At 66.8% G+C, this 16,352-nt stretch carries 21 protein-coding genes; 9 read left to right on the forward strand and 12 right to left on the reverse strand.

Features of this window, described 5'->3' with window-relative positions; all coding sequences use genetic code 11:
- Positions 1-238: 238 nt before the first annotated feature.
- Both NA4_RS27685 and NA4_RS27690 read right to left on the reverse strand, forming a co-directional pair.
- Positions 239-457 (reverse strand): hypothetical protein, encoded by a 219-nt coding sequence (locus NA4_RS27685; protein ID WP_067476335.1) that lies wholly within the window; start codon positions 455-457, stop codon positions 239-241.
- Positions 450-929, reverse strand: coding sequence for a hypothetical protein (locus NA4_RS27690; protein ID WP_067476338.1), 480 nt, complete (start codon positions 927-929; stop codon positions 450-452). The genes NA4_RS27685 and NA4_RS27690 overlap by 8 nt, the downstream gene beginning before the upstream one ends.
- A gap of 187 nt (positions 930-1,116) precedes the next feature.
- Between NA4_RS27690 and NA4_RS27695 the strand changes: the two genes are divergently transcribed.
- From NA4_RS27695 to NA4_RS27705, 3 genes are read left to right on the forward strand one after another with little or no spacing between them, the layout of a single operon-like run.
- On the forward strand, positions 1,117-2,511 hold the full coding sequence (locus NA4_RS27695) for an NsdA family TPR-like regulatory protein (protein ID WP_507763403.1): 1,395 nt from the start codon (positions 1,117-1,119) through the stop codon (positions 2,509-2,511).
- Positions 2,511-2,810 (forward strand): MTH1187 family thiamine-binding protein, encoded by a 300-nt coding sequence (locus NA4_RS27700; protein WP_067476343.1) that lies wholly within the window; start codon positions 2,511-2,513, stop codon positions 2,808-2,810. The genes NA4_RS27695 and NA4_RS27700 overlap by 1 nt, the downstream gene beginning before the upstream one ends.
- A 20-nt stretch (positions 2,811-2,830) precedes the next feature.
- Positions 2,831-3,442 carry a Uma2 family endonuclease gene (locus NA4_RS27705; protein ID WP_245671619.1) on the forward strand — a complete coding sequence of 204 codons (612 nt, stop codon included), beginning with the start codon at positions 2,831-2,833 and terminating at the stop codon, positions 3,440-3,442.
- 29 nt (positions 3,443-3,471) lie between these two features.
- Here NA4_RS27705 and NA4_RS27710 read toward each other — a convergent pair whose 3' ends face one another.
- From NA4_RS27710 to NA4_RS27715, 3 genes are all read right to left on the reverse strand, one after another.
- Positions 3,472-3,819, reverse strand: coding sequence for a YHS domain-containing protein (locus tag NA4_RS27710; protein WP_067476354.1), 348 nt, complete (start codon positions 3,817-3,819; stop codon positions 3,472-3,474).
- A 178-nt stretch (positions 3,820-3,997) separates the two neighbouring features.
- The gene (locus tag NA4_RS40820) at positions 3,998-4,135 is read right to left on the reverse strand and encodes a hypothetical protein (protein WP_157129347.1); all 138 of its coding nucleotides are present in this window, start codon (positions 4,133-4,135) and stop codon (positions 3,998-4,000) included.
- A 16-nt stretch (positions 4,136-4,151) separates the two neighbouring features.
- A complete protein-coding gene (locus NA4_RS27715) occupies positions 4,152-5,300 on the reverse strand; it encodes an RNA-guided endonuclease InsQ/TnpB family protein (protein ID WP_067476356.1) in 1,149 nt (382 codons plus the stop codon).
- A 58-nt stretch (positions 5,301-5,358) separates the two neighbouring features.
- Between NA4_RS27715 and NA4_RS27720 the strand changes: the two genes are divergently transcribed.
- Positions 5,359-5,970, forward strand: a complete 612-nt coding sequence (locus NA4_RS27720; protein ID WP_067476358.1) for a TetR/AcrR family transcriptional regulator — start codon at positions 5,359-5,361, stop codon at positions 5,968-5,970.
- Here the strand turns inward: NA4_RS27720 and NA4_RS27725 are convergent.
- Positions 5,967-7,103 carry a GDSL-type esterase/lipase family protein gene (locus NA4_RS27725; protein ID WP_067476361.1) on the reverse strand — a complete coding sequence of 379 codons (1,137 nt, stop codon included), beginning with the start codon at positions 7,101-7,103 and terminating at the stop codon, positions 5,967-5,969. The two genes, NA4_RS27720 and NA4_RS27725, sit on opposite strands and share 4 nt — an antisense overlap.
- Positions 7,104-7,213: 110 nt before the next feature.
- On the opposite strand from NA4_RS27725, the gene NA4_RS27730 reads away from it, so the two are divergent.
- Positions 7,214-7,687, forward strand: a complete 474-nt coding sequence (locus tag NA4_RS27730) for a MarR family winged helix-turn-helix transcriptional regulator (RefSeq protein ID WP_067476376.1) — start codon at positions 7,214-7,216, stop codon at positions 7,685-7,687.
- A gap of 4 nt (positions 7,688-7,691) precedes the next feature.
- Here NA4_RS27730 and NA4_RS27735 read toward each other — a convergent pair whose 3' ends face one another.
- The gene (locus NA4_RS27735; protein ID WP_084497488.1) at positions 7,692-8,354 is read right to left on the reverse strand and encodes a TetR/AcrR family transcriptional regulator C-terminal domain-containing protein; all 663 of its coding nucleotides are present in this window, start codon (positions 8,352-8,354) and stop codon (positions 7,692-7,694) included.
- Positions 8,355-8,443: 89 nt separating this feature from the next.
- Between NA4_RS27735 and NA4_RS27740 the strand changes: the two genes are divergently transcribed.
- Complete coding sequence (locus NA4_RS27740; RefSeq protein WP_084497489.1) at positions 8,444-9,454, forward strand: NAD(P)-dependent alcohol dehydrogenase; 1,011 nt, start codon at positions 8,444-8,446, stop codon at positions 9,452-9,454.
- 346 nt (positions 9,455-9,800) lie between these two features.
- On the opposite strand, the gene NA4_RS27745 is transcribed toward NA4_RS27740, so the two are convergent.
- Complete coding sequence (locus NA4_RS27745; RefSeq protein ID WP_084497490.1) at positions 9,801-10,373, reverse strand: CGNR zinc finger domain-containing protein; 573 nt, start codon at positions 10,371-10,373, stop codon at positions 9,801-9,803.
- Positions 10,374-10,403: 30 nt separating this feature from the next.
- Here NA4_RS27745 and NA4_RS27750 point away from each other — a divergent pair, with 30 nt between their 5' ends.
- Positions 10,404-10,805 carry a RidA family protein gene (locus NA4_RS27750; protein ID WP_067476378.1) on the forward strand — a complete coding sequence of 134 codons (402 nt, stop codon included), beginning with the start codon at positions 10,404-10,406 and terminating at the stop codon, positions 10,803-10,805.
- Between the two features lie 6 nt (positions 10,806-10,811).
- On the opposite strand, the gene NA4_RS27755 is transcribed toward NA4_RS27750, so the two are convergent.
- Positions 10,812-11,762 carry a helix-turn-helix transcriptional regulator gene (locus tag NA4_RS27755; RefSeq protein WP_067476381.1) on the reverse strand — a complete coding sequence of 317 codons (951 nt, stop codon included), beginning with the start codon at positions 11,760-11,762 and terminating at the stop codon, positions 10,812-10,814.
- A gap of 62 nt (positions 11,763-11,824) precedes the next feature.
- Between NA4_RS27755 and NA4_RS27760 the strand changes: the two genes are divergently transcribed.
- Both NA4_RS27760 and NA4_RS41630 read left to right on the forward strand, forming a co-directional pair.
- Positions 11,825-12,979, forward strand: coding sequence for an epoxide hydrolase family protein (locus NA4_RS27760; protein WP_067476384.1), 1,155 nt, complete (start codon positions 11,825-11,827; stop codon positions 12,977-12,979).
- An 86-nt stretch (positions 12,980-13,065) separates the two neighbouring features.
- On the forward strand, positions 13,066-13,218 hold the full coding sequence (locus NA4_RS41630) for a hypothetical protein (protein WP_169811134.1): 153 nt from the start codon (positions 13,066-13,068) through the stop codon (positions 13,216-13,218).
- Between the two features lie 12 nt (positions 13,219-13,230).
- Here the strand turns inward: NA4_RS41630 and NA4_RS27765 are convergent, their stop codons facing one another.
- The 3 genes from NA4_RS27765 to NA4_RS27775 form a co-directional block, all read right to left on the reverse strand.
- Positions 13,231-15,204 carry a 5-oxoprolinase/urea amidolyase family protein gene (locus NA4_RS27765; protein WP_067476398.1) on the reverse strand — a complete coding sequence of 658 codons (1,974 nt, stop codon included), beginning with the start codon at positions 15,202-15,204 and terminating at the stop codon, positions 13,231-13,233.
- A 74-nt stretch (positions 15,205-15,278) separates the two neighbouring features.
- On the reverse strand, positions 15,279-15,893 hold the full coding sequence (locus NA4_RS27770) for an urea amidolyase associated protein UAAP2 (protein ID WP_067476387.1): 615 nt from the start codon (positions 15,891-15,893) through the stop codon (positions 15,279-15,281).
- Positions 15,890-16,352 (reverse strand): DUF1989 domain-containing protein (locus NA4_RS27775; RefSeq protein ID WP_157129348.1); only part of this gene is annotated, 463 nt, incomplete at its 5' end. The genes NA4_RS27770 and NA4_RS27775, both read right to left, overlap by 4 nt.

A 16,352-nucleotide genomic window follows, 5' to 3' on the forward strand; every position in this document is an offset into this window, starting at 1 on the left:
CCTGGAATTCCTGGCCTCCGCCACCGCGGGCGCGTTGTCGGTCCTCCCGACCGGCGACCAGGAAGCCGACCTCACCGAAGCCGAGGTCACCCACTGGTTCACCGCACCAGGCGAGCCGACCGACTCTGGCGACGACGAAATCACTGTCGTGATCGCGGAATAGGGGTACGACCCGGAGCCCGCCGGTCAGAGTGCAGAGTGCTCTTCACCGGCGGGCTGTTGCGTTGAGCCGGACAGTTCATGGTTCGAGATAGAGCCGCTCGTTCGGCAATCGCGGCAGGCCAGCGGTGTTGCCGGGTAGGACGGTCACCGCATCGTGGTAGTGGTTTGCGCGCCAGTCCTGGACGAACGTGGACGCGGCGGTCACACAGGCGGCGAAATCAAGGCGCACATCGTGGAATTGGACCGACAGGTGTACATCGTCCTCGTCGGGTCGTGGCGATGCGTTGTTACTCATGGGCCGTCGATCCAATGCACTCGCGAACCACAGCGATAACAGCCATTCCCGATGGGCGGAAGGAGTCGCGGGGCGCATGCACCCAGGTTCGGAAACTGATCGGCCCGGAGGTGGGCGAGGGTAGTGCGATCTGAGCACCGAAGGGCGACACCGAGACGTTGAGCCGGAACAGCTCGGCAAGCAGCTTCTCATTGCTGGGCACGTCCGGCCGGGCCAGGAACGACCAGCGTTTCGACCGCGGGTGCGAGACGATCGGGCCGAGTCTCACGTTGCGGTTGAGCATGTGGTTCTTCACGATCGCGCCGAGCTGCGCGGGCATGGTGATCGCGCCGACGCTACCTGTCGGCACGATGATTCGTCCGCCGACTTCTGGCTGCACCACTGCCGCGAGCCCGAAGACTTGCCGGTAGAACCGGCATCGAGTCAATGGAGTGTCGTCGAGGGCGTGAGTATCGGAGTTCCCAGTTGCCATGCGTCGGCCTTCCCTGCTCGTCATTGGTGGGCACCCACCGCCGGGGAGCTGATGAGGAACTCGGCATCGACCCGGCGGTGGGGCTGATCGTCAGCGTCGCGTGATCGGCGCTGTCGTTGCACTCACGAGGCAGGTACAGAGCCCTTACGCTGCGTGTACGGGAACCACAGACGAGGACGGGGGCGTGATGATCGTGGTGACGAGGTGGACCGGCGTCGGGGTACGTGCCTTGCGTAGAGACGCACTGCGTGTCAGCCAGTCGAAGTTCGCCGACATGACCGGATTCTCCGAGGCAGTAGTGAGCAAGTGGGAACGTCGTGGCGCGACGATAACGCTGTCCGGTGAGTTCGCCGCTGGCATGGACACGGTGCTCGGAAGGTTGGACGAGGGTCAGTTGGCGCGGTTTCAGGCTGCGTTGGCCGATTCCGGGTTCTCGCTCGGCTCCGGCGCAGAGTCGGGGGATCGTCCTATCATCGCAGTCGAAGGTAGTGGCGATCTTCGCGTGCCGGACGCGGCGGTGCAGGAAGTTGAGGACGGCGTGAACCGCAACGAGTTTCTGCGCGGATTGCTTGCAATCCCTGCCGCGGCCGTCGCGGACAGTCTGGGTGCTGCGGCAACTGTGCCCATCGAGCCGCCCATCCCGACCAAGGTCGGCATGGATCACGTCGACCAGATACGAGCTTGGGCCGGATTGTTCCGCGCTGCTGACGATGCAGGCCTGCGGATCGGTGCTGGCATGGCCGCCCAACTGCATACAGCCGTCGCGATTCTCCGCGCGGACATGCCCGCGCATGTCCGCATTGCCATGCAATCGGCGGTTGGAACGTTTTTCCGGGTCGTCGGGTGGGCGTATTACGACCGTGGACAGCACGGTCCGGCTCGAGCACACTTTCATGCGGGCTGGCGATACGCGGAACAGGCTGGTGAATGGTGGCTGCGCGCTGCAATTCTGACCTGCATGGCGCGCCAGGCAGTTTACCTGGGCAATGCCGATGAAGCGCTGACCATGCTCGGCCTTGCCTCCATGCGCTCGGATCGTATTTCACTACTGCGCCGAGCCGACATTGCCGCTGTGCAGGCCCGTGCGTTCGGGCGGTTGGGCAACGATGTCGAATGCATCCGATCAGTTCGGCAAGCCGAGCAATGCTTTGCGGAAGCTGCCGACCAGGACCACCCGGACACCGCATATGAGAATTTCGAGTCGTACTATTCGAGGCAGCTGCTGAACAGCGACGTGGCGCATGGGTTGTTCGATCTCGCACATCAGCGAAATATCATGGTGGACAACGCGGTCGAGCGTTTGCGCCGTACTCTGGACCTTTCCGACGAGCATGCCCGTTCGCGACAACTCGGTCTGACCCGCCTTGCAGCGCTGCAGCTCCGACACGGCGACGTGGACGAAGGCCTGGTGCTTGGCGTCAAGGCTGCCGAAAATTCCCGTGGCACAACATCGTCGCGGGTATTGAACGAGCTGGACAAGATCTACCAAGCAACGGGAGAACGCCGTGTCGAGAACTTGCCAGGTGTGCTCGAGTTGCGGCTTGACATCACCGACATTTTGAAGACTACGTGGGAGTCATAGTGATTATCGCCTTCTCGGTCACTCCGGTAGGTGCAGGCGAAAGTGTCGGTGCCGCAGTGGCTGAAGCGGTGCGCGTAGTACGCGCCAGTGGGTTACCGAATGAGACCAATGCGCTGTTCACCACGATCGAAGGTGAATGGGATGAGGTCATGACGGTGATCAAGCAAGCGATAGACGCCGTCATGGAAGTAGCGCCTCGATGCAGCATCGTGCTCAAGGGCGATGTTCGTCCTGGTTCGACAAACGCGATCACATCGAAGGTCGAGTCGGTGGAGCGGCATCTGAGGGAAAGCTATTAGCAGGCTTCATCAGCGACTCCGTGGTCGATACCGACGTGAAGGCGTGGTTGGACATGAACCGACGCGAAATACCCCGCAAGGAACGTTGGACGGCTGCTGACCTCGACCGCATGCCCGAAGACGGGCTCCGCTATGAAGTGTTGAATGGTCAGCTCGTGATCAGTGCCGTGCCGACGCCTCGGCATCAGTGGCTGATCGGATCGCTAGGGCGTGCCCTGGACGCGGTGTTGCCACCGAATCGACTCGTGCTGGCAGGTGTCGGTGTGCTCATCGGTGACGACGAGCCGATTCCCGATCTCATGGTGATGACAGACTCGATCGATTTGGACGCCAGGGGGATTCCTGCACGTCAGGTAGAGCTCGTGGTGGAGGTGCTGTCCAGTTCTACGACACTGCAAGACCGTATCGTCAAACCTGCGCTGTATGCGGCGGCCGGTATCCCGAACTACTGGCGGTTGGAGCCCCATCCGTTCGAAGATCAGCTGTCTGGTGAATCTGTGCCGGTTCTGTTCGCTCACGAACTCGGGGCCGAGCGCACCTACGAGCTGACGCACAGGGTGCCCGCTAATAATGCGGTCACCCTGCGCAGTCCTTTCGAATTCACGATCGATCCCGGCTCGCTGTTGCCCTGATCGTTGTGGACAGCTTTCGCTGACACACCTCAGAGAGGCACCGCGTGTTCCTCGGCGAAGACCTTGCGGCAGACCGGGGCACAGAAGGCGTAGTCGGTGCCGTCGTAGGTGAGGGTGAAGCGGGCCGTGGACAGTTCGACGGTCATGCCGCAGATCGGGTCGATGGCGTAGCCCTCGGGGGCGTCGGCGTGGTCGCCGGAGGTGCGGTACTCCTCGGTCATCAGTTTGGTGATCTCGGTGACGGCGAGCGTCCGGCCGAATGTGCCGAGGTTGTGTTCCCGCAGGCCGACGATCTGCACCACGCAGTGCGGGTCGCGGGTCAGTCGGTGCTGCTCGGTCTCGGACTCGGCGATGGCCTTGGTGATCAAAGGGATCACGTGGCCGCCGAAGTCGCCGTTGTTGGCCCATGCTCCGGGGACGGTGAGTCGCGCCAGGTAGCGCGGCGCGGTGACCTGGTTCGGCCCGCCGGTCGCCCACGCGTCGGGGTGCGCACCAGAAACATGGGCAGCTCGCGGGCTTTCGCCAGCACCGAGTCCGGAGCACCGGATTCGGTGGTCAGGTCGCGCAGATGCGTTCGGTGAGGACGCGTTTTCGGTCCGCGCGTAGCTTGTACGCTTTGACTTCCTCCCGGCCGTGAACGGCCGGGATTCCTACCACGCCGCTGCGCGACGTCTCGGTGGGTTCCTGTTTCACAGGGACTCGCCTCCCATCAGGTGGAAGGGCTTACGGTCCCTCCGCAGGCGTTTGACTTGTCCGCATGCCCTGCGGCCAAGATATTCTTCGCGGCATTCAGATCCCGGTCGTGCACCGCGCCACACGGGCAAGTCCATTCGCGGATGTGTAGCGGTTTGGGGCCGTCGACCCGTCCGCATTCCGAGCACAGCTGGGATGAGGGGAAGAACCGGTCGATCTTGCCGAAGACACGGCCGTACCGCCCGGCTTTCTCCTCCAGCATCCTGGTGAATATGCTCCAGCTGGCGTCGTGAACCGACTTCGCCAACCGGGTGCGGGCCAGACCCTTGACGCACAGGTGCTCGACGAACACCGCTTGGTTGTCGCGGATGATCCGTGTCGAGTTCTTGTGCGCCCAATCCCGGCGTCTATCGGAGACTTTCGCATGAGTCTTGGCGACCTCGACGCGAGCCTTCGCCCGATTCTTGGAACCTTTTTCCTTGCGGGACAACGACTGTTGCGCCTTGCGGAGCCTGCGTTCGGCCTGCCGCAGAAACCTCGGCGACTCGATCCGCTTCCCGTCCGACAAGACCGCGAACGTCGACAACCCTAGGTCGATGCCTACCTCGGACTCGACCGGCGGCAACATTTCGCCGGTCGTCTCGACAACAAACGACGCGAAATACCGTCCAGTCGCGTCCTTGACGATCGTCACCGACGAGGAGTCCGACGGCAACTCCCGCGACCAGCGAACCTTGAGCTCGCCGACCTTCGCCACGTACAACTTCCCATTCGGGCGCAGCCTGAACCCGTTGCGCGTCAACCTGATCGACTGCCGATTGTCCTTGCGAGACCGAAATCTCGGCGGGGCGACCTTCGGGCCTCTGCGTTTCCCGGTGGCCGACTGAAAGAAATTCCGGTAGGCGGTGTGCAGATCGCCCAACGCCTGCACCAGCACGACACTTGACACCTCGGCCAGCCACGCCCGCTTTGGGGTTCTCTTCGGCTCGGTGATCACCAGGGTTTGCAGCGCCGAATCCTTGATGTACGGCAAACCCGCCTCGCGGGCCCGCTGCCGCAACCGCAGGCCATCGTTGAACACCACCCGCGCACAACCGAACGCCTTCGCCAACTCCCGCTGCTGACCCACGGTCGGATAGAGGCGGAAGTTGTAGCGCAGCTGCACTCGAACATTCTATCGACAGGCACTGACAAAGCCAGTTGATGCGTTCCTTGCTCAACCCGTGCCACGTCCTCGCTCGCTGACCACCGCCGATCTGGCCTCGGCGGCCCTGGCCGTGCTCGACCGCGACGGCTTGCCCGCGCTCACCATGCGCGCGGTGGCCAAGGAACTCGGCGTGGCAACCATGGCGCTGTACCGCTACGTCCGCGACCGCGACGAACTCGAAGTGCTGGTGGCGGATCAGGTGTTCGCCACGATCGACACGACGCTGCCCGCCGGTACCGACTGGAAGGCGCGCGCGGCGCTGCTGCTCGACCACATCCGAGCCGGATTCGCGGCCCATCCCGCGGCCGTGCCGCTGGTGCTGCGGCATCGGCAATCCTCGGTCGAATCGCTGCGCGTGATGGAAGCGATGCTCGCCGTACTCACCGAGGGCGGTTTCACCGGACGCGCCCGCATGATCGCCCAGCGCACGCTGGTCGCCTTCCTGATCGGCTACCTACAGAACAAGCACTACGCGCCGCTGCCGGGGCGGGGGACGATCGCGATGGCCCAACTGTCCCCTGCGGACTATCCGCATCTGGCGCAGACCGCAGGCCAGGCCAAGGACATGTCGGCCGATGACGAATTCCGGGGCGGTCTCGAGATCGTCCTGCGTGGCCTGCGTCCCTAACCGAAAAGCACTGCGACGTCGATCGTCTCGGCCATCGCGCGAGCGCCCACGTCATTGAGGTGCATGCCGTCGCCGCTGTCGAATTCGGGGCGGATGAAATCGGGTCGTTCCGGGTCTTCGACCGCCCGCGCCACGTCGAACACCGAGTCGAAAACATCGGTACCGCCCAGCCATTCGTTCACGCGGCGGCGGGTGGGCAGCGTCTCGGTGACGGTCACCCCCTCGTAGATGCAACCGGCGTAAGGGCCGATCGTCGCGGCGTGAATGGTGAGACCGGCCGCATGGGCGCGGTGCGCGAGGGCGGTGAGGCCCGCGATCAGTTCGTCGGCCGTAGCGGGCGGCTGGCCCGCCATGCCGCCGAGAATGAGGTCGTTGATGCCGAAGTTCACCAGGACGCTCGTCACGCCGGGCACCGTGAGCGCGTCACGGTCGAAGCGCTCCAGGCCCGGCTCGCCGATGTCCTGGGTCAGCAGCCGATTTCCGGAAATTCCCTGGTTGACCGCCCAGCCCTGGTCCAGCCGCGCGTTGAGGAAGTCCACCGAGCGGTGGTTGGCGCCGATCGTGGTGCCGAAGCCTTCGAACCAGGAGTCGCCGAAGGCGACAGCCACCGGCGTGCCCGCGGTCGCGAGAACGTCGACGCCGACGACGTAGAACCGCGTCGGCACCTCCTCGGCGGCGGAGAGCACGGCGTCCGATGCCGCGTTTCCGGCTGCGACGTAGGTGATTTCGCCGGGCTGCTGGGAGAAGGTCGCAAGACCGGTTGGACCGGGTAGGTACAGGCTCAACGCCAGGTCCGCGCCCGCCGACACGGTCAGTTCGACCGGATCGCTGACCACGTCGGCACCGGCCGGAATCACCACCTGCTCCGCGCCGTCGAACCGCAGCGCCGTATCCGTCTCGGCGACGATCTCGCTGCCGGAGTTGCGTATCGCGACGCGAGCAGCCCCGATGACCAGCGGCGCCTTCCCGTAGCGGTTGGTCAGCCTGATTCGCACTTGCGCACCTCCGCCCGCCAGGCGCAGCACTTGGCGCACGGTCTGATCGGTGAACGCGCGCGACTCCGCGAGTTTGATCTCCTCGTCCGGGCTGATCACCGCGGAGCGGAATCCAGCGAGCCAGGTGTTCGGTGACATGAGAGCCTCCAGTAGTTGCCATGAGGATTAATGCGCCTGCATATTTCTACACTGGTTTATTCCTCTCGTCAACTATCCGCATGGCAAGTATTTCGGGTAGGCTGGCCCGCATGGACGTGACCGACCTGTTCGACGATCCGCGCCTGACCGTCATGGGCCTGTTGTTCGAGGCGCACGCCGGCGTGGTGGCCAAGCTGGAACCGGTCTGGATGGCGCACGGGTTGTCCGGATTGGCCTTGAACGCGCTGATGCGGTTGAGCCGTTCGCCAGGCCGGCGGTTGCGCATGTCCGAGCTGGCGGTGCAGACTTCGCTGTCCACCAGCGGGGTCACCCGATTGGTCGATCGGCTGGGGGCTGCCGGTCTGGTCGAACGCGAGTTGGATCCAGAGGATCGGCGCAGCGCCTATGCAGTGCTCACCGAGGCGGGCGCGACACGGCTCGCGCAGGTGTTGCCGGACTATCTCGCCGCCGTAGAGCGCTGGCTCGTCGGATTGCTGACGCCCGCACAGCTGGAGGCATTGGTCGAGGCGCTACGGATCGTTCGGGACGCGTCGAATCCGGAGGCCACGTTCGGCGTGACGTGATCGTTCAGTCCGCGGACTCGGCGAGCAGTCGCTCCAAGCCGTCGAGGATCAGGTCGAGGCCGAATGCGAAATCGGCGATCCCCGTGTGCTTCCCATCGATCACCAGCCGGGCCAGTGCGTTCATGTGGGGATATCGGTCGGCAGGGATGCGCGGCAGAAATCCCTCTGCGGCGGAGGCGTATTCGGACGGATCGAGCGGGAAGTTCAGCTCCTGCAAGGTGAAACCGTAGAGGTGGCTGTCCAACGCATTCCACGCGCGGTCAGCCTGCGGAAGTGAGAAACCAGCCGCCCGAAGGCATCCCACCGTGGCATCGATGTAGCGCAGCATGGCGGGGCCGACGTTGATCCTGGTGCCGATCAGTCCGGTGGCCCACGGATGACGCAGCAGCACCTCGCGCGCGGAGGTGGAGCGGGCGTGCAGGGCGGCCTTCCAGTCGCCTCCGATCTCGGGCGGCGCCATCTCCGCGACCACTAGATCCGCGATGCCGTCGAGCAGGTCGTCTTTGTTCGCCACGTGGTTGTACAGCGACATCGCCTCGACGCCGAGCGTCTGCGCCAGCTTCCGCATGGACAGCGCGGCAAGACCGTGCTCGTCGGCGAGCCGGACGGCGGCACGCAACACCGCGTCCCTGGTCAGCGGCGGGCGGGCCGCGCCGGTTGGGGGCATGGTTCCTTCTCTTGACGTACTTACGGTGTAAGCGTACCGTCCACGGTGTCGTACTTACACTGTAAGTAATCCGCGAAACGAGGATCGCCATGTCGGAGGGTCAGCCGTCCACCATCGACAACGCCACCATGACCGCGATCGCCGCGCCGCGATATGGCTCCAGCGAAGTCCTCCGGACGGAGGTGGTGCCACGGCCCGTCGCGGGCGACGGCGAGGTGTTGGTGCGCGTGCGCGCTGCGGCGGTATGCAGTGGCGACGTGCATTTGCTCACCGGCAAGCCCTACGCGATCCGGCTCGGTTTCGGCCTGCGGCGGCCCAAGTACCGGATCATCGGGCACGACCTAGCCGGTGAGGTGGTCGACATCGGTGCGGAGGTCACCGGATTCGCAGGTGGGGACGTCGTTTTCGGTGCGGTGGATGCTGGGGCGTTCGCCGAATACGTCAGCGTGCCCGTCGAACGACTCGCGCACGCTCCCACCAACCTGACTGTGGAAGAGGCTGCGGCGCTACCGGATTCGGGAATGACCGCGCTTCAGGGCCTGCGCGACGTCGGCGGATTACATGCCGGGCACACGGTGCTGATCAATGGCGCTTCGGGCGGCGTCGGCACCAGTGCGGTGCAGATCGCGAAGGCGCTGGACGCGGAGGTGACGGCCGTGTGCAGCACACGTCACGTCGAATCGCTGCGGGCGCTCGGGGCCGACCGGGTGATCGATTACACCACCACCGATTTCACCCGCGACGAGCATCGCTACGACGTGCTGCTCGACCTGGTCGGCAACCGATCGCTCACCGCGTGCAGGCGGGTGCTGGCTCCGCAGGGCGTCTTCGTCTCGTCGGCGGGCGCGCCCGGCGGGAACTGGCTCGGGCCCGTGGTGTGGGTCGCCAAAGTGGTGCTGACCGACTTGGTGGTCAGTCAGACGATGCGCCCCTTGCTGATGCGCCCGCGCCGGGTGGACCTGGAGTTCCTGGCCGGCCTCGCCGCCGAGGGCAAGCTACGCCCCGTGATCGAACGGCGCTTCCCGCTCGCCGAGGCCGCTGCGGCGGTCGGCCACGTCGCCGGTGGGCATGCTCGAGGCAAGACGGTCATCGTTGTGTGAACCGGCTTTTGGGCGAGTTCATGGGCTCGGCCGCGGAGTTTGCCTGGCTACCAAGACGCCGGGGCGCGAGCATGGAGGTGTGACATGGCGTGGCGCTGCACCGGACGCACTTGGGCTGGAACGTGTCTCGTCAAGGCGCTCACCGCCGCCGACCGGCTGTGAGCGTCTAGCAGCACTCGGGTCCTGCCGACCGGCTGTGAGCGTCGAGTTGCACTCGGGTCCTGTCGACCGGCTGTGAGCGTCGAGTTGCACTCGGGTCTTGTCGACCGGCTGTGAGCGTCGAGTTGCACGCGGGCGCCGCCGACCGGCTGTGAGCGTCGAGTGGCACCCGCTCGCTCCGGTGGGATCACTCGGATCGGTCCTGGTCGCGGTAGCGGCGGACCTTGCTCAGGTTGCCGCAGCGGTCCATCGAGCACCAGCGGCGACGGCCGGGGCGCGACGCGTCCACGAACAGCAGACCGCAGTCTTCGGCCGCGCAGACGCGGATACGCGCGGCCAGCGGGCTGGTGAACAGGTCGATGGCGTCGCGCGCAAGCGTGGACAGGGCTGCGGCCGCGGTCGGGTCGGCATAGCCGCGGGTGGCGTCCGCTCGAAGTTCCGGGATCAGCGGAGGCAAGGCAGCGACGGCATTGATCGCCGCGATGTCGTTGGGCGACAACTGTTCTCCGCTGGCAGCACCGTAGGCCGCATTGGTGATGGCGGTGCGCAGCCTCCGCATGGTGGGCAGGTCGGACTCGTCGGCGTCGAGCTCGTCCAGGTCGAGGATCACCGCCAGCCACCGGACCAGGTCCGCTGCGGTGTGCACGATCTCCCACACCGCGAGCGCGCCATCGCCTCCGGTGTGCACGAGGTCGAGCGCGGGCCGACCGGTGCGGAAACGGCGGCGCAGATCGGGGGGCAGGCTGGCGCGGGATTGCATGACACCAGTTTAACTGGTTACAGTGCTGTCATGACGATCACCACGCACATCAATCCCGAAACGATGCACAGCAACCCGGCCTTCACGCAGGTCGTACGGGTGTCGGCCGCGGCGGACACGATCTACGTGGGCGGGCAGAACGGGGTGGACGCCTCCGGCCGAGTCGTCGGCCCCGACGTCGCCGCGCAGGCGCGCCAAGCCCTGGCCAACTTGCAGACCTGCCTCGCCGCCGCGGGCGCCTCGATCGAACACGTGGTGAAGTGGACGATCCTCATCCGCGAGGGCGAGTCGCTGCAGGACGGATTCGCGGCGTTCGGCGAGGTGTGGGGTCGTCGCCCGAACCCGCCCGCGATCACCGTCGCGCAGGTCTCGGGTTTCGCGGTGCCAGGAGCCGTCTGCGAGATCGAAGCCGTCGCCGCCGTTCCGGCCTGAGCCGGGTCAGCCGACCGCCGCGCCCAGACGCGCGGCGAGCTCGCGGATGTGCGCGATGAGTTCGGGGGGTTCGTGCACCCGGAACGGGAAGCCGAAGGTGGCGACGTAGATCGCCAACTCGTCGAGCGAGTTGGCTCCGGTGCGGAGTGAACAGCTTTCGGTGTCCAGCGCCTCGATCACTCCGATGGTCGGAGGGACGCGTTCGGCGGCGACTTCGGCGGGCACGCCCAGGGTGATGCGGGCCGCGTAGGCGTACGGCGCGGTCGTGACGCCGCGGGAGAGGTACCCGGACAGGTCGGCGTCGGGTGCCTCGCGCGGCGTGAAGCGGGGGCCGGTGGGGATGCGGGGCTGCATGCGGTCGACGCGATAGGTACGCCAGTCGGCGCGGTCGACGTCCCATCCGACCAGGTACCAGCGGCGGCCGGTGTGGGCCAGCCGGTGCGGCTCGGTGGTGCGCAGCGACGCGACGCCGTCGTGACCGCGGTAGTCGAAGCGCAGACGGTGGTTGTCGCGGATGGCGCCCGCGACGGCGGTGAGGGTGTCGGGGTCGACGGTGGGGCCGCCCGCGGGCACCGTGATCGTGGCCGCCTGGAGCATGCCGACGCGGTGGCGCAGCCGCGACGGCAGCACCTGCTCGAGTTTGGCGAGGGCGCGCAGCGAACTGTCCTCGATGCCTGCGATGGTGCCGCCCGCCGCGGTGCGCAGGCCGAGGGCCACGGCTACCGCCTCGTCGTCCTCCAGCAGCAGGGGCGGCAGCTTCGCGCCCGCGCCGAGCCGATACCCGGCCACTCCGGGCGTAGCGTCCACCGGGTAACCGAGGTTGCGCAGCTTGTCGATATCGCGGCGGACGGTGCGCACGTCTACGTCGAGCCGTTCGGCCAGGTCGGCGCCGGTCCAGTCGCGCGGGGTCTGGAGGAGCGACAGCAGCCGCAGCAGTCTTGCCGAGGTTTCCAACATGGGGAAAGTCTGCCTGAATGCTAGGGCGGAAGCTGTCCTAGGCGGGTCATATCGTCGTAGGCATGAGCAACGACATCCACCCGTTCCGCATCGACATTCCGCAGCAGCAGCTCGACGATCTGCGCTCCCGCCTCGACGCCACGCGCTGGCCCGCCCCGCTGCCGGGCGACGGCTGGGACACCGGGACGCCGACTGCCTGGCTGCGCGAGCTGGTCGACTACTGGCGCGCCGAATACGACTGGCGGGCAGCCGAACAGCAGCTCAACGCATACCCGCAGTACACGACGGAGATCGACGGGCAAACCATCCACTTTCTGCACGTCCGTTCGCCCGAAGCCGACGCGCTGCCCCTGCTGATGACGCACGGCTGGCCGGGCTCGGTGGTCGAATTCCTGGACGTGATCGGGCCTTTGACCGATCCGCGAGCGCACGGGGACAATCCGGCCGACGCCTTCCACCTGGTGATTCCTTCGCTGCCGGGATTCGGGTTCTCCGGACCGGTCGCCGAGGCGGGCTGGACCATCGATCGGATCGCCGCGGCATGGGATGAGCTCATGCGCAGGCTCGGTTGCGAGCGCTACGGCGTGCAGGGCGGTGACATCGGTGCTGCGGTGAGTCCGCAGGTCGGCCGCACGGCGCCCAGCCGGGTGGTGGGCGTGCACGTCAACGGCGGGCCCGGTCCGATGCCGCCGCTGCCGCTCGCGGAGGACGAGCTGGCGAGCTTGACCGATCTGGAACGCGATCGCATCCGGCGCATCGAGGCGTTCATGCAGGAGGAGTTCGGTTACATCGCCATCCAGTCCACCCGGCCGCAGACCCTGGCCTACGGGCTGGTGGATTCCCCGGTGGCACAACTCGCCTGGATCATGGACAAGTTCCGGGAGTGGACGCATCCCCGTGGCGTCGACCCGGACAAGATCATCGACCGGGATCGCTTGCTGACCAACGTGATGCTCTACTGGCTCACCGGCACAGCGGGTTCGGCGGCTTACGTCGGCTACGCCCAGGACGCCCCATGGGGCGAACAGCAGCAGAACTCCGGCGTGCCCACAGCGGCCTTGGTCTTCGCCCACGACATCGGTATCCGCCGCTACGCCGAAACCGAGAACACCATCACGCGCTGGAACGACGTCGACCGCGGCGGCCACTTCGCCGCGATGGAGGAACCCGTCCTGCTCACCGCGGACATTCGCGAGTTCTTCCGCGACCTGCGCTGAAAACCGTTGGCCTGTTCCGGCATGTCGTCGCCGGAACAGGCCCACAATCAGGGGAGCAGGACCGTTGGCGCTCAGGAGCGATCGCCATGTGCGAACCGAGACCCCTTTCCCAGGATCATCGCGAGGAATTCTGGCGGCGCTGCGGGTGGTCGCCCGAGCTGCCCGACCGGGAGCGCGACGAGATCGAAAGCGCGTGGGACGACGAATCGATAATCGCGGCAGAGCTTTTCGGCTGGTGAGGAGAAAGCCCGCTAGACGGAGAGCTCGCCCGCCGATCGCCAAGAGTTGCGTTCGGCGGTGAAGGCTTCCGCTTGCCTCGCGCGGAAGACATCGATGGATTCGGCATTGTCGGCGAGGAACTTTCGGTAATCCGCCAGGCGGAATTCTCCGTTTTCAGCCCGCACCCTGACCTTGCCCGCGGCGAAGTCGGCGCGCAGGTCGAGGAGTTCTTCCGCCTCCACCGGGTACCACCTGATACGGTCGAAATACCGCAACAACCAGGGGGTTTCAGCGCCGGAGGCGGCCCGATCGGCGCCCGGCGGCAGCGCGGGGGTCGCCATGGCGCGGTGATTCCACACTTGGGTGGTACGCCCGACGAACTGGTAGCCGCCCGGTCCTTCCATGCCGTAAACGCACAGGTAGGCGCCGCCGATGCCGACCGCGTTCTCCGGGGTCCAGGTACGGGCCGGGTTGTACTTCGTGGTGACCAGCCGGTGCCGCGGATCGGTGGGGGTGGCCACCGGCGCGCCGAGGTAGACATCGCCCAGCCCGAGCACCAGATACTCGGCCCCGAACACAGTGTCGTAGACATCGGAGACGGTGTCCAAGCCGTTCATGCGACGAATGAACTCGATGTTCCACGGACACCAGGGTGCATCGGAGCGTACCCCGTGCATGTAGCGGGTGATGGCCTCGCGCGTGCACGGGTCGTCCCAGGACAGCGGCAGATGGACGACGCGGCTCGGCACCACGAGCCGGCCGGAAGCGGGGAGCCGCGCCTCGGCCTCGGCGAGCAGGTCGAGCAGCGCTGGCACCGGCAGTACGTGCGGATCCACCCGGATCTGCAACGAGCGGATGCCGGGCGTCAGTTCGGTTACCCCACGCGGGTGAGCCGCGAGCAGGTGCTGGTGCAGGGCGTGCACGCGGGCACGCAGGCCCAGATCCAAGGTCATGGCACCGTATTCCACGAGTACGCCGTCGTCGCCCGCGCGGCGGTAGGTCACGGCGGTCTCGTCGTCCACGTCGGCGCGGCGCAGCACGCCGTCGTCACCGTCGCCGCCCGTCGACAGCACAGTCGGCCACGCGGCACGGCGCGCGATGCCCAGTTCCCGGATCGAGGCGGCGCGGTCGCCGCGGACGAGCACGAAACGCACGGTGTCGCCGGGGGACAGCTGGCCGAGCTTCCAGCGGTCGGCCGCCACGACGGTCACCGGGCAGACGAAACCGCCCAGGCTCGGTCCGTCGGGGCCGAGCAGGATGGGCGTGTCGCCGGTGAAATCCAGCGCGCCCACCGAATACGGCGTGTCGTGGATATTCGACGGGTGCAGCCCCGCTTCGCCGCCATCGGTGCGAGCCCATTCCGGCTTCGGGCCGATCAGCCGGACGCCGGTGCGATCGGAATTGAAGTGCACCTCGTAATCGGTCCCGACCACGGTGTCGAAGTCGGCGCGGGTGAAGAAGTCCGGTGCGCCGTGCGGTCCTTCGGTGACCGCGAGTTCCCAACGGCGGGTCAGCACGGGTTGGTCGTCCATCGGGACAGCCGCGACGACCCGGCCGTGGTGCGCCCCCAACGGAAGCGATTCACCGGCACGCAGCGCCCCGCCGGTGCTGCCCCCGAACCGGCCGAGCGTGAACGTGGCGGCGCTGCCGAGGTATTCGGCCAGGTCGATGCCGCCCGCGAGCAGCACGTAGCAGCGCATGCCCGGCCCGCGCACGGCGCCCACGTCCAGCACGCCTCCCGCGGGCACCCGTACGGTGCGCCACTGCGGCACACGGATGCCGTCCACGGCCACGTCGGTCGGTGCGCCGGTGACGCATACCCAGGTCGCCGCGGTGAACCGGAGTGCGGGACCGCCGAGGGTGCATTCCAGACCGGCGGCGCCCTCGTCGTTGCCGAGCGCGCGATTGCCCAGCCGGAACGACAGGTCGTCCATCGGTCCCGACGGCGGGACACCGATATGCCAGTACCCGACCCGGCCGGGCCAGTCCTGCACGGTGGTCAGCATTCCGGCACGAACGACCGCCACCGTGTTCGGTTCCGCGACGCCGGAAACGGTGCCCACCGGAAGTTGGGCGACACTCATCGCGACACCACCATGCGCACCGGAGTCGGATCGAAGCCGTTGCAGGGGTTGTTGATCTGCGGACAGTTCGAGACCAGCACCAGCGTGTCGATCTCGGCGCGCAGGGTGACCCGCTTGCCCGGTGCGGACAGACCGTCCACGATCCCCAGCGTGCCGTCGGCCTCGACCGGCACATTCATGAACCAGTTGATGTTCGACACGAGGTCTCGTTTGCCGAGTCCCCAGCGCAACCCCTCGGCGAGGAAGTTCTCCACACAAGCGTGCTGGTGCCGGGTGTGGAGGCCGTAGCGCAGCGTGTTGGACTCCTGTGAGCAGGCGCCCGCGATGGTGTCGTGATTGCCGACCTCGTCGGCTACGACGGTCATCAGCACCGCTCCCGCGTCGGTGCGTAGCACACTGCCGGTGGTGAGGAAGATGTTGCGCTGCGCGGCGACCGTGGCCTGCGCGCTGTAGCGCTCGGTGTGGTCGGCCGCCGAGTACAGCAGGCAGTCCACCGCCTGATTGCCGTGCAGATCGATGATCTCCCAATGATCGCCCGCGCGGACCACGGCGGACCAGGGGGAGCGTGCGGGAACGGTCTCGTCGAGCACGATGGTGCGAGCCGTGGTCATGCGGTTGTCTCCAGCGTCAGTGCGGCCGTGCATGCCTGTTCGGTGTTCTGCACGGCCCGTTGGTATTCCGGGTCGTCGTTGCCGGGCGCGGCGAGGTCTGCCGGGGCGGCCCACGCCACGATGTCGAGATCCGACGCGGGCCGCTCGTCGAGCGGGTGTGTGGCGTTGGCGACGAGCATGGTGACCGGAAGGTGCACGAGCAGATCCACCGAAGCGCCCCGGGCGGCGCTGCCGGTGGCGGTGAGTGTTCCGTCCGGCTCCACCCGGACGCCACGGAAGAATGAGACGGTCGGCCCGATGTCCCGTGGTTCGAGTCCATGTTTGGCCCCTGCCAGCCGCAGTTGGGCGCGGGCCGCGGCGGTGGGGCCGCAGAGCGTGTCGTGGTGGCCGGAGGTGTCGGCGAGCATAGTCGCCAGGATGCGTCCCTGATCCGACAGCAATGGGTGGCCGCCACCCAGG

It is taken from the genome of Nocardia amamiensis NBRC 102102 (genome assembly GCF_001612745.1).
GTDB lineage: Bacteria > Actinomycetota > Actinomycetes > Mycobacteriales > Mycobacteriaceae > Nocardia > Nocardia amamiensis.